Origin of the sequence: Tumebacillus sp. BK434, from assembly GCF_004340785.1 — a bacterium.
GTDB lineage: Bacteria > Bacillota > Bacilli > Tumebacillales > Tumebacillaceae > Tumebacillus_A.
In genome coordinates this window covers 1176853-1189068 of the sequence record NZ_SLXS01000001.1, presented here as the reverse complement: position 1 = coordinate 1189068, position 12216 = coordinate 1176853, and the positions used below count along the sequence as shown (strand labels likewise).

14 protein-coding genes are annotated in these 12216 nt (G+C 57.8%); 11 read left to right on the top strand and 3 right to left on the bottom strand.

Annotation, left to right across the window (positions count from 1 at the left end):
* The first annotated feature begins 131 nt into the window (after positions 1-131).
* The 10 genes from EV586_RS04265 (at position 132) to EV586_RS04220 (ending at position 8074) form a co-directional block, all read left to right on the top strand.
* Positions 132-1178: a S66 family peptidase gene (locus EV586_RS04265; protein WP_132943800.1), complete on the top strand. Its 1047-nt coding sequence runs from the start codon at positions 132-134 to the stop codon at positions 1176-1178.
* Between the two features lie 79 nt (positions 1179-1257).
* Entirely contained in the window at positions 1258-2877 is a 1620-nt protein-coding gene (locus EV586_RS04260; RefSeq protein ID WP_132943799.1) for an S-layer homology domain-containing protein, read from the top strand.
* Positions 2878-2954: 77 nt separating this feature from the next.
* Positions 2955-3773, top strand: coding sequence for a metallophosphoesterase (locus EV586_RS04255; RefSeq protein WP_132943798.1), 819 nt, complete (start codon positions 2955-2957; stop codon positions 3771-3773).
* Between the two features lie 262 nt (positions 3774-4035).
* Positions 4036-5088 carry a GspE/PulE family protein gene (locus tag EV586_RS04250; protein WP_165898227.1) on the top strand — a complete coding sequence of 351 codons (1053 nt, stop codon included), beginning with the start codon at positions 4036-4038 and terminating at the stop codon, positions 5086-5088.
* A complete protein-coding gene (locus EV586_RS04245; protein WP_165898226.1) occupies positions 5085-6110 on the top strand; it encodes a type II secretion system F family protein in 1026 nt (341 codons plus the stop codon). Before EV586_RS04250 ends, EV586_RS04245 begins: the two co-directional genes overlap by 4 nt.
* A 43-nt stretch (positions 6111-6153) precedes the next feature.
* Positions 6154-6528, top strand: coding sequence for a competence type IV pilus major pilin ComGC (locus EV586_RS04240; RefSeq protein ID WP_165898225.1), 375 nt, complete (start codon positions 6154-6156; stop codon positions 6526-6528).
* Positions 6525-6986, top strand: coding sequence for a prepilin-type N-terminal cleavage/methylation domain-containing protein (locus EV586_RS04235; protein ID WP_132943794.1), 462 nt, complete (start codon positions 6525-6527; stop codon positions 6984-6986). Before EV586_RS04240 ends, EV586_RS04235 begins: the two co-directional genes overlap by 4 nt.
* Positions 6983-7339 carry a type IV pilus modification PilV family protein gene (locus EV586_RS04230; RefSeq protein ID WP_132943793.1) on the top strand — a complete coding sequence of 119 codons (357 nt, stop codon included), beginning with the start codon at positions 6983-6985 and terminating at the stop codon, positions 7337-7339. Before EV586_RS04235 ends, EV586_RS04230 begins: the two co-directional genes overlap by 4 nt.
* The gene (locus EV586_RS04225; protein ID WP_165898224.1) at positions 7308-7760 is read left to right on the top strand and encodes a prepilin-type N-terminal cleavage/methylation domain-containing protein; all 453 of its coding nucleotides are present in this window, start codon (positions 7308-7310) and stop codon (positions 7758-7760) included. The genes EV586_RS04230 and EV586_RS04225 overlap by 32 nt, the downstream gene beginning before the upstream one ends.
* Entirely contained in the window at positions 7757-8074 is a 318-nt protein-coding gene (locus tag EV586_RS04220; RefSeq protein ID WP_132943791.1) for a hypothetical protein, read from the top strand. Before EV586_RS04225 ends, EV586_RS04220 begins: the two co-directional genes overlap by 4 nt.
* Before the next feature lie 233 nt (positions 8075-8307).
* Here the strand turns inward: EV586_RS04220 and EV586_RS04215 are convergent, their stop codons facing one another.
* The 3 genes from EV586_RS04215 to EV586_RS04205 form a co-directional block, all read right to left on the bottom strand.
* Complete coding sequence (locus tag EV586_RS04215) at positions 8308-10506, bottom strand: M4 family metallopeptidase (protein WP_165898223.1); 2199 nt, start codon at positions 10504-10506, stop codon at positions 8308-8310.
* A 412-nt stretch (positions 10507-10918) separates the two neighbouring features.
* The gene (locus tag EV586_RS04210; protein ID WP_207893846.1) at positions 10919-11107 is read right to left on the bottom strand and encodes an aspartyl-phosphate phosphatase Spo0E family protein; all 189 of its coding nucleotides are present in this window, start codon (positions 11105-11107) and stop codon (positions 10919-10921) included.
* 121 nt (positions 11108-11228) lie between these two features.
* Positions 11229-11426 carry a hypothetical protein gene (locus EV586_RS04205; protein ID WP_132943789.1) on the bottom strand — a complete coding sequence of 66 codons (198 nt, stop codon included), beginning with the start codon at positions 11424-11426 and terminating at the stop codon, positions 11229-11231.
* Positions 11427-11610: 184 nt separating this feature from the next.
* Here EV586_RS04205 and EV586_RS04200 point away from each other — a divergent pair, with 184 nt between their 5' ends.
* Positions 11611-12129, top strand: coding sequence for a shikimate kinase (locus EV586_RS04200; RefSeq protein ID WP_132943788.1), 519 nt, complete (start codon positions 11611-11613; stop codon positions 12127-12129).
* The last annotated feature ends 87 nt before the right edge of the window (positions 12130-12216 follow it).

The following is a 12216-nucleotide window of genomic DNA, read 5'->3' as shown; positions in this document are numbered from 1 at the left end:
CAAGATGCCTTTGCAAAATTTGATGAAGATGATGAGTCCCTCCCTTCCTTATAGGAAATAGTCCACATTCGACAGAAAAATGTTACAATTATGTAACAGAAAATTGGGGAGGCCAGAAAGGAAGCGAGGAAATGAGTCACAACATGCGCTATCCGCAGCCGTTGCAGGCGGGCGGACGAATTGCTGTCAACGCACCGTCTTCCGGTATCACTGTCGATTGGAAAGCATATCTGGAGCAGGCCAGGCGCAATGTCGAAGCGGCCGGGTATGATGTGCAGATCAGCGACACGGTCTGGAGCAATGTGCAGCTGACCTCGGCCTCAAAAGAGGTGCGGGCCGAAGAGATGCAGCGCTTTTTGCTCGATCCGAACATTCAGGCGGTGGTGCCGGTGTGGGGCGGGGAGTTCTTGTTTGAGATCCTGCCGCTGCTCGATTGGGAACGGTTGAAAGCGGCAGACCCGAAGTGGGTGCTCGGCTACTCCGACCTGACAACGTTCTGCTTCGTCCACACGTTGCTGACCGGGCAGGCGACGGCGCACGGCAACAACTTCTTCGATCTGGGCACCACCCCGTGGGACGCTTTGACCCGGCGCTGGACCGACGTGCTGGCCACGCCGGAGGGCGGGCAGGTCCGGCAAATGTCGTCCGAACGCTACCAAAAGCACTGGTCGCGCAAACAACCGTCCGACCCGTTTGCGCTGACCGAAGAGACCGCATGGAAGCTTCTCGGCCGCGAACAGCAGACGCAAGCGGAGGTGGAGTTCTCCGGCCGGCTGCTCGGCGGCTGCTGGGAGATCCTGCGTTCGCTGGTCGGTACGAGATACGCGCCGGTGCAGCAGTTTGTCCGCGACTATTGCCGGGAGGAAGGCGTGATCTGGTATTTGGAAAGCTCGGAGATCAATGCGGCCGAAATGTACCGCAGCCTGTGGCAGATGAAAGACGCGGGCTGGTTCGAAGGGGCCACAGGCTTTTTGATCGGACGGGCGCGCGGCAATGTCGACGTGTCCGACTTCCACTATCAAGACGCGCTGCACCGCGCACTCGATGACCTGCAGGTGCCGGTGATCTATGAAGCGGACGTTGGGCACCTGCCGCCGCAGATGATCCTCGTCAACGGTGCTGTGGCCCGCGTTTCCTATCAAAACGGCAAAGGGACGCTGGTGATGGAATATCGGTAACTTTTTCATACCCGTGCTGAACTGTTTTGGAAAATTCTGCGTCTAACTCTTTAGAGAGCTGGAGAGAGGGGACTTGCAGATGAGCAAATGGGGAAAAGCAGTGCTAACAGCCCTGATGCTGCTGGGGACGGCAACGCCGGCATTGGCCGCAGAAGACACGCAATGGCTCGCAACAGCTCAAGATCGAGGGCTGATGATTGGTGATACGAACGGCAAGCTTCGGGAAACCGATTTCCTGACCCGCCGGGAAGCGGCGGTGATCGTGGCGAATCTGCTTCAAGCGGTCCCGTTGACGATGAAGACCAAGCCTTCTTTTTCCGATGTGAAAATTGGCGACTGGGGCTATGGAGCGTTAGAGGCGTTGGCCGATGCGGACATCCTGCACGGCGACGAGCAGGGGCGTTTCCATCCCAACCTGCCGATCACACGCCAAGAGCTGGCCGTGCTGCTCGTCAAGGCGAGCGGGATGGGCACTGGCGGTCAAACTCCCGATTTTGCTGATGAAAAGCTGATCGCAGTCTGGGCACAGCCGTTTGCGCACCGTGCGGCCGGCCTTGGCCTGATCGAACCGGCCGGGGAGCATTTCAAGCCCTTGAACCCGGTACGGCGCCAAGAGGCCGCCAAGATGATGGTCAAAACGATGGACATGTATGCGGCCGGACAGTCGCAAGAAGCCGGGGTCTGGCAAACGATCACCACCCAGACCCGCGCCATTCGTGACCAGAATCTGCAGGCGTACCTCGCCACGCTTGACCCAGCGAATCAAGAATTCGTCGCCGAGCGCAAAAACTGGTTCCTCGACCTGACCGAACATGCGGACAAGATCCAAGACTTCGGCTTGAAGCCGATCCGGGTGACGGTGCTGGACGATCAGAAGGTGCTTGTCACGTTCGAACAATCTTATACCATGAATGGCGAACCATACCGAATCACGTATCAGGAACGGTTTGTCAAAACGGAGAGCGGGCTACTCGACAGCGACCTCAACTTCGAAACGCTGGCAACGGAACACTATACGATCAAATACCTCCGTCCCGACCGCGAAGTGGCGGAAAAAATCGCGGTCGATGCGGAGCTTGCCTATGACCGGCTGATGGAGAAGCTGGAAGACAAGCGGCTTGGCAAAAAGACGACGATCAAGCTGTACGACGACTTGGAGCTCTTGCGCCAGTCGGTCAAACTGTCCTTCGGCTGGCAGTTCTCAGGGTGGTACGAGTATTCCGAGTCGATCAAAGCGAACTCGCTGTGGGGCACGGCGGCCAACTACGCCATCGTGATCGGGCACGAGACGGCACATGAGCTCACCATCGCTGCTGCGAACAACAACCTGCCCTACTGGTACGCGGAAGGGCTGGCCGTTCACTACTCCGGCCAGATGACCGCACCATGGGACGGCACGATCGTGTCGCTGCCGGAGCTCGAAGCGAAGAACCTCGAAGCGATGACGGCAGGCGAAGAAGTCCAGCAATACTACACCGTCTCCGGGATGGTCGTGCAATTCCTGTCCGATACATACGGAGCTGCCAAAGTGAATGCGTTGACGGCAGAGCTTGGCAGCTTTCCGCTCGGCGCAGGCACGATCGGTGTGCTCGATGCGGCAAACAAACAGAAGTTCCACACCGCCGCGCCAAGCGTGCTCGGCGTGAGCATGGAAGAGCTCAACACCGCCTGGCTGGGCTGGCTGACATCCAGAAAGTGAGCACAACATAAGAAGCACTGGAGCCGTGCAGCAACCGTTGCAGGGCTCCTGCTTCGTCACAGAAAGGAACGTTGGAGATGACGATCGGTATCATCCTGCTGCTGATTTTAGCGGTGCTGGTCATTCTGGTGCTTGGCGACGTGATCGTGGAGACACGTTTTCCCAAGATCGCAGATGTGGAAGTGACGTGTAAGGGGCTGTCCGGTGGGCAGGAACTGCGCATTCTGCAGGTGACAGACCTGCATAACATGCATCTGAATGACCGGTTTCTGGAGCGGCTCATCGCGACGCTGCCCGATCTGGTGGCGATCACCGGCGACCTGATCAACGGACAGGAAGCCGATTTCCACCGCGTCTATCGCGTGATCGAGAAACTGCGGGCAGCCTGCCCGCATCTGTACTTCGTGTCGGGCAACAACGACTGGGAGCATCGGAGGTACCGGGAGCTGGCGGAGGGCTTGCGCGCGCGGGATGTGCACGTGCTGTGCAACAGAAGCGTTGAACTTACGATCCGGGGCATGGAGATGATCATCGTGGGCGTGGATGACCCGCATACGAAGCGGGATCGCTTGGGCGAAGCGTTCCAAGGGGTCGAAAGGGGCGGGCGGTTCGCGCTGCTGCTCGCGCATGATCCGATGATCATCCGCAAGTCACAGGCGTTTCAGGCCGATCTGATCTTGGCCGGGCATACGCACGGGGGACAGGTGCGCTTTCCATTCGTGGGAGCGGTGGTGGCGCCGGGGCAGGGGTATTTTCCGAAGTATGACAAAGGGACGTTTCACTTGCCGGAAGGGACGGTCATGCACATCGACAGCGGGTTGGGAACGAGCGGGATACCGGTGCGTTTTCTCAATCGGAGTCAGGTGAGTGTCTTGCAGGTGAAAGGCGAGGCGTAGCGGGTAGGAGCAGGCATGAGGATGCCGAGGCTCCTACCCTTTTCTGTTTCGATGTCGGGATTCCTGCTAATTTCGTAAAAATATTTCAGAGTTTGCCAGCAGCGGGACAAAAGACCCCGCTGCTCGCAGGTCATCAACGCTTTACAATTTCCATTTCAGTAAAATTGTATTCCGAAAAACACTTTATTCACGCGAAAGGTTAGTGGTACAACAGGTGACATGGATGCGCATCCGCAATCTAGCAAAAGGAGTTCACAGACACATGAATGACGAACAAGTTGTCACGACAGACCGCTTAGAGCATCTGCTTACCCTTGCCTATCGGGAGGGGGCGAGCGATGTGCACATCGAGCCGGGGGCGGACGGCGGCTGTCAACTGCGGGTGCGGGTGAACGGGAAATTGGAGCCCTGGGCCGCTCCGGACGGAAGCTTGGAGCAGACGGTATCCAGAATCAAACTGCAAGCGCGGATGGACATCGCTGAGAAACGCCTGCCCCAAGACGGCAGCTTTCAACTGCAAGCGCCGGACGGGGAACTGGTGGACGTGCGCGTCTCCTCACTGCCGACGGTGCATGGCGAGAAACTGGCCCTGCGGCTGCTGCAAAACCGGGCGCGGCGCAGTCTGAATGAGCTGGGCATGGACCCGAGGCAGCGCAGGCTGTTCAACTCGTGGATTGAAGCGCGGCACGGCCTGGTGCTGATCACCGGGCCGACCGGATCGGGCAAGACGACCACGCTGTATGCGGCGATGCAGGAGCGCGCTGCGACCGGCCTGAACCTGTCCAGCCTCGAACATCCGGTCGAAGTCAAACTCCCCGGCATCAATCAGGTGGAGATCGCGCCGCGCACAGGGCTGTCCTTTGGCGTGGCGCTGCGTTCCGTGCTCAGGCAGGACCCGGACATTCTGATGATCGGGGAGATCCGCGATGAAGAATCGGCGGAGGTGGCGGCGAGAGCGGCGCTGACCGGACACCTCGTGCTGACCTCCCTGCACAGCGAAAGCGCGGTCAGCGCGCTCCTGCGCCTGATCGACTTAGGCGTGCCGCCGCAAGTCGTGGCCACCGCTTTGCGCGGCGTGGTCGGTCAGCGCCTCGTCGAGACGAGTGACGGGCGCAAGGCGGTCTTCGAATGCCTGCCGATGAGCGATCTGATCCGCCAAGGCCTGTATCAAAAAGCGGATGCAGCGGAGTTGACCGCGCGCGCCAAAAAAACGGGTGTGCGACTGCTGCCCGATGTGCTTTGCGACTGGCTGGATCGCGGGGAGATCGACGAGGAGACCTACGACCGGATCATCGGCGAGCGGGGGCTGTCATGAACACGCGCTTCGACATCGCCGCATGGGGAGCGTTTGCCGGACGGTTGGCCCGGCTGTTGCACGGCGGCGTGCCGCTTTTGGAAGCGCTGGCCTTCCTGGCGGCACGCGGCAGCGCCAAAGAGCGCGCCTGGTACGAGGAGGTGCAGCTTCGCCTGCAGGCCGGCCATCCGCTGTCCGACTCGATAAAACGGGGCGAAGCGCCTTTGATGATGCAAGCGCTGGTCGAAGTCGGCGAGCACGGCGGCGATCTGGCCGGCAGTCTGCTTCGCTCGGCCGACTATTGTGCCGAGCAGGTCAAATGGCGCCGCGAGCGCAGACAGGCGATGCTCTATCCGCTGCTGGTCGGGGCGGTGCTCGTCTTCCTCTCGCTGTTTCTGTTTGGTGTCGTCGTGCCGCGTTTTGCCGAGCTATACGCCGGCATGGGGCTGGAAGTACAGGGCGCGACCCGGTTGCTGTTTGGCTTGAGCGAAGCCTATCCGCTGTTGCTGGGAGCCCTGTTTGCGGCACTCGGCACCAGCATGGCGTGGAAGGCGGGAAGCAAGAAAGGGAGGGGCACTTCTTCCTTGTTGCCCAAGCTGGAGCGAGTGCCGTTTCTACGCCGTCTGCTGCTCGTGGAGCGCACCCACGAATGGGTGGCGACGCTCGGCCTGCTTCTCGACGGAGGCGTGCCGCTCGTGCAGGCGCTCTACGTGCAGGAGCGTCTTCCTCTGCGTGAGGAGAATCGCAGCGCTTGTGTGCGCATTCGTGACAAAGTGCTGCAGGGCAGCCCGCTCGGTGATGCGGTCGAATGCGAGCAGCTCGATGCCGCCCTGCCGCTGGCGATCGGCGTGGCCGAAGTGACGGGCGAGCTTTCGCGGGCCCTGCTGGCGGTCGAACGCGAACTGGCCGAGCAGCGCCGGCAGTTGATGAGCTTGATGATCAAAGCGCTGGAGCCAATCCTGCTCCTGATCGCCGGGCTGTTTGTCGGTCTGGTGGCCCTGCTGATGATGTGGCCGATGCTCAACCTGATTCAATCGATTTAACGGCAAGTTCATACACAACTTCATACACGAGAGGATGAGTTCGATGCAAAAATGGATCAAGCTGCTGCGCAGTCAACAAGGTTTTACCCTGATTGAGCTGGCGGTGGTCGTCTTTGTCATCTCCATTTTGATCGCCATCGCCCTGCCAAATTTGCGCGGCACCGGAGAAAAAGCGCAAAAGGTCACTTGCGAAGGCAACCAGCGTCTGCTGCGTGCGCAGCTCGAGAACTATTACCTGATCGAAAACAGCTACCCGGCAGGCGCAACCGACGCCGAACGATTGAAACAACTGGTCGATCGCGGCTATCTGCAAAGCCTCCCGACCTGTCCCGGCGGCGGCACGTACGAGCTCACCGCAGCCGCAGACGGCAAAAGCGTCGCCGTCGACTGCCCGGTGCACGGAGCGCTCGGCCGATGAGCTGCCGACAACGGCGCAGCGAAGCAGGGCATACCCTGCTGGAACTGCTTCTCGTCCTCTCCATCATCGGTGTTCTGTTCACGCTCCTGATCCCGGCTGTCAACCGGCTTTACCAGCGCTTCGAACTGGACACGGCAAGCCATCTCGTCACCACCGAATTACGGCGTGCGCAAGTCAGCGCCCGAGTGCATGGTGATGAACACGAAGTGAGGTTCAACCGCTTCACGCCCCGCTACACCTTGTGGGAACAAGGTGTGTTCCTGCAGCAGCAGCAACTTCCATCACGGGTCGCCTACCGCCTCGGCTACATCGAAAACGCAGTCGCGACCTTAGTCTTCGGTCCGACCAGAGCCACGGGCAGCGGAAGCATCCGCCTGGTAAACGGCGTCGGACAGCAAGCGGACATCAAAATCTACCCGGTCAGCGGCCATATCGCACACGATGGAGTGCTGCCATGATGTCCCAAAACGAACAGGGTTTCACTTTGATCGAGTCGCTGTGTGCCGTGGTGATCACGTCGCTTACCGTGCTGCTCGCGGCAACGCTCTGGCAAACCAGCCTTGCCAGCGAGCGGCAGTCTGCCTTACAGACCGAACTGACCCGGCAAGCGACCGCCAAACTCGAGCGCTTGCGAGCAGAAACGCATGTCGTACCCCGTGACGACACTTTCCATCTGGAAAGCCAAGGCAGCCAGATCACCGAGCAGATCACGATCCTTCCCGAGGGTGGTTTGTATCGGGTTACTCTCACCTACACGTGGCAGGAGAGGGGGCGGACCCGTGAACAGACGTGGGCGACCTATCATCCATGATCAGCGCGGGATCACATTGTTGGAGCTGGTGATGTCGCTCGCCATCGCCGGGTTGCTGCTCCCCGTGCTGGCCGCGTGGTTCATCGCCTTGGCCGCCCAATGGAGCGATGTGAGCGAGCGAATCGAAGTGCGTCAGAGGACCTCTGTCCTGCTGCACCGAGTGGGTGCCGAGGTGCGCGAAGGCAGCCATTTTTCCCCGCAGATCAACGGCATAGCGTTCCGAAACGGAGAAGGGCGCCTGATCCGCTACCAGCTCACCGCCGGCGGACTGCTCCTGCGAGACGAAGACGGGGTGGGCTCCACCGTCATCGGTTCCAAGATCACCGATTGCCGTTTCACGACCGAGCGCGAAGGCGGGCTGCTGACCATCCACCTCGACGGCATCACCCAGACCTGGGCGGGGAGGGGGAGCGTCCGATGAGACTGCTGCTCCCCGTGAGCCTGCTCCTGCTGACGCTGCTCCTCCTCGGCACCCAGCTCGCCCTCACGACCCAAGACCTGCACATCACCGCCGAGCTCACCCGCTCCGACCAAGCCTACTACCTCGCCGAAGCGGCCTTACATCTCGCGCGATCCCGCCTCCAGCAAAACCCCGCTTGGCGGGGCCAGCAAGAAAGTGTCCCGCTCGGGGAGGGCAGCTACAGCTATCGAGTCTACGAGCAGGGCACCACCGTCCACATCGAGGCCACCGGCCAAATCGGAAAAATAAAGACCCTGCTCAAAAAGACATTCTAACCCCCGATATGAAGCCCTTCGACCCAAGTAACTCTGGGGAGGGCGGGATATGCGGAGTGGTGAAATTGAAATCTTATACCCTTCCATAAACAAGGTTTTACTCAATCAAAGGGTTCAGATTTCACCGTGAACCCGGAGCATGTCCCGCCCGGACCCGACCACCCAAGCCGAGCCAGCGACCAAAAGACCCCCATGCAGCATGCATGGGGGTCTTGCCATTGCCTTACACTCACTTACTCCTCAATCGGGTGCTCAAACGTCGTCCGCACCTCACCAGCCAACACTCCCGGACTCACAATCGCCGTCGGATTATAATAAGCCACCTGATCAATCGTATACCCAAACGCCGTCACCGAGCTGTCACTAAACAAAATCGCCGAAGCCTCATCGCCATCCAGCGTCACCCAGAAACCGGCCAACGTCCCGGTATACGTATAAATCGTCAAGTCATTCTTATCACGAATCTGCACATAGTCATACGTATGTTCCGTCTCAAAACGCGAGAAGTGCAGTGCCACCTTCTGCGCACCTTGCTTCTTGTACGTATGCTGATAACGGTTGTTATAGTTCACCGGATAAGGATGCGGCGTATCCATCGGCAGCGTCTCATAGAACCACTTGTTCGTCGTCACCGTCGGGAACGTCGCTTTCAGAGTGTACACCGACGTCGAGCTCTGCGCCCCGTTATAGCCCACAACTTTCACATAATAGTTCGCCCCGGCCGTCCCGCTAAACGCCACCGTCTCCGCCGCATTTCCGCGGTTCATCGACTGGCCGATCAGATTCGAATTCGCATCATACACAGCAAGATCATAATCATACGCCATATTGTTCAACACGACTGTCACACTGCCGTTTGCGCTCGGCGAGAACTTAAACCAGTCCTCATCGGTCGCCGACGTGATACGCCCATTGTACGTCGTGTCCGAAATCATCGGTGCGTACGCCGATTCCATCGAGTTGTTCGGCTCAAACGGGTCGCCCGTCGCGTCATTCACACCCACGCTTTCCCACGCATTCACCACCGCAGCCACTTCTGCCGATCCCGCACCGTACAGATCGATCGCCGCCTGACGCGTCGCATTGCGCGCATCATTAAAGATCGACTTCGAAGTCAAATACTGCGTCAACGCCCGATACCACACTTTGCCCGCCTTTTGCTGTGTCATACCCGGCGCGGTCACAACATTATAAAACGCTTTGTTCGGAATTCCCGAGTTCGTGTGCACCGCACCGTTGTCGGCCGACGTATACACATATTTCGACATATGATCCGGATGACTGTACGCCTCCGGATTTGCCAGCGAGCGCATTGCGTCTCCTTCCACACCGGGAGTCACGATCGCTTCGCCGACCAGCCAGTTGTTGTTCGGCTTGTTCTCAATCAATTCGCCAAACACATCTGAAAATGATTCGCTGAGCGCCCCCGACTGGTCCTGATAGATCAGCCCGGCCGTCTTCGTTGTCACCGCATGCGTCAGCTCATGACCGACCACATCGAGCGCGCCGGAGAACGCCAGGTAATTCTTCCCGTCACCATCCCCGTACACCATCTGGCTGCCGTTCCAGAACGCGTTGTTGTAGTTCGCGCTGTAATGCACCGTAGACTTGATCGTCGCGCCATTGTTGTCATACGAATTGCGACCATGCTCGCGATAGTAGTAGTCATAGACCAGCCCTGCATAATAGTGCGCATCCACAGCCGCTTTGTCCGTCCAGACGTTGTCCGTATTGGAAATCAGCGTGCCCGGCAATGACAAGCCGTAGTTGGCCGAATACGTGTCGATCTTGCCGCCCGTCGCAAACATCGGCTTCGTTGTGTCGCTTAAGTAATACAAGCCCGCCAGCAGATCGGTGTTCACCGTCTTCGCATCATCCAGCACACCTGTCGCCGCTGCAACCGCCGCCACCGGTTCCAGCTTCGAGATCACATCGATAACCGAACCGTCATGCGCATCGACAAACACATCCGCATACACCGGCGTGCCTTCCAACGTCGACAGCGTCACCAGATAGACGAGGTGATACTTGCCTTCGCTTGCCTCATAGACTGCCAAGTTTGCCTCCTGAAGATCGAACGGCGCCGCATCGGCGACCTTCAAGGCCTGCTTCGCCCGCGTCATCGCCTGATTGGCAGACAGCGAAGGTTTTACCTTCATGCCTTTAATCTTCAGCACCGGGTCATAGTACCCGTTGATCGACGTGACCGCGCCGGCAGCATCCGTATGCACGATCAGCTCATTCCCGAACACCGGCACGCCTTTATACGTTTGACGGAATTTAAAAGCTTGTCCATACTCGTCCCGAATCGTCGCAAACGGTGTCAGCTCCAGCTGCGCCGAATCCAAGTGAAACAGATCGCGATTCTCCTCCAATACGGCCACCGCATCTGCGTCAGAGCGCACCGCACGGGAAGAAAGCTTGCCAGACACAAAATTCGGAACGTCCTTTTTCGTGTTCCATGAGATCTTTTCCTTGCCTTTTGAATTTTCAGAAATATTTATCTTTGCACTTTCTTGCCGGTCCACCGCTTTTGTTTTCTCTGGAGGTGCGGCCAATACCGGAAAAGAACTCAACGCAGCCATTGACAGAACTAGGGTAGAGGCAACGGCAAGAGCTGGAACATTTCTCTTTTTCATGGATCTATATCCCTCTCTTAATTTAAATTTATCTTGACCTTCTACCCATATAATACCACTATGAAATCATCTATGTAAATGATGGAATTTAATTACATCGCAGATGATATTAATTATAAATCAAAACTGATCTTTTATGACTTCTCAATAAAGCGTTAACGCACCTTTGTTTTTCGTGCTATTTTTCTAAAAACAAAAAGCGCCCTCACTTCGGACGCTTGTGCAGTCGGCTGGCTGTGAACGTTTTATGTTGCTGCATCAGCATGATCAAACGATCGAGCTGCTGGCTGATCTCGACCACTTGGGGGTCGACGAGGCTGCCTTGGCGTTCGGCGACCTTGATCATCTCCGATCGTAAACCTTCGATTTGCACCGCGAGCATGCTGCTCGTCATGATCCATCCCCCGCTTTTTGAACTGACCTAATGCAGTATATGCAAAGCGAGACCCCGGCTCTCCCATTTTCTTTCGACAGAAAAAGCGCCCCGATGTCACACCGGAGCGGTTCAATGTGCGTTACTTGCTCTTCGGAAGTTCAGCCTGTGCTTGCTTGAGAGCAGCTTCGCGTTCTTTTTTCTTCTGCATATATTTTTCTACATACGGCCACCACAGACCCGGCACGCTCAGATAAAGAGTGACGACAACTGCGACAATATGCCAGATCCAGTCCCAAAGCGTCGCTTCGCCCATCCAGTACAAAAAGCTATCCCACATGGCGCATAACTCCTTCGATGTGTATTGAGATCATAAATATACGAATTCGATCTTTATTGTATCACATCCCCGCATGGAAATTATTACGAAGCACGTGTCTTATTTCGAAGAGTCTGTGACGGTTGCCCGTTTTCGTGCGTCATATTATGATGAGTCCAAAAGAAAGCGACAAGGGGCGAATACTATGGAGAGGCGACTCTATTTGATCGGATTTATGGGCACGGGCAAGACCACCATCGGGCATGCCCTCGCCGAAGAGCTGGGCGCTGATTTGTACGACACCGACGCGGAGATCGCACAGGCCCAAGGTCTGCCGATCGCCGAGCTGTTTGCCGAGCAGGGGGAGGCGCATTTTCGCAAGCTCGAACACGACATGCTCTCCGAACTCTCCCGGCGCGACCCGGCGGTGATCACGACGGGCGGGGGAGCGGTGCTGTCGGCTGCGAACCGCGAACTGATGAAAGCCAGCGGCATGGTCGTCCACCTGACCGCTTCGCTCGATGAGATCGTGCGCCGCGTCGAGCAGGATGCGAACCGACCGCTCCTGCAGGGGGAACGCCCGCTGCGCGCCCGCGTGGAAGAGCTGCTCGCGGCCCGGGCCGGACTGTATGATTTTGCGAATTGGACGGTGGACACGACTGGCCGCTCGATTCGGTCGATCACGGCAGAAATCAAACAAAATCTGGCTAGTTCTTCGCGTTGACGAGCAGAATGAAAGAGACTACACTTTAATAGTTCTGCTTGTCTACGAAAACAAACGATTTGATCGTCTTCGATAAAGAAAGCGAGG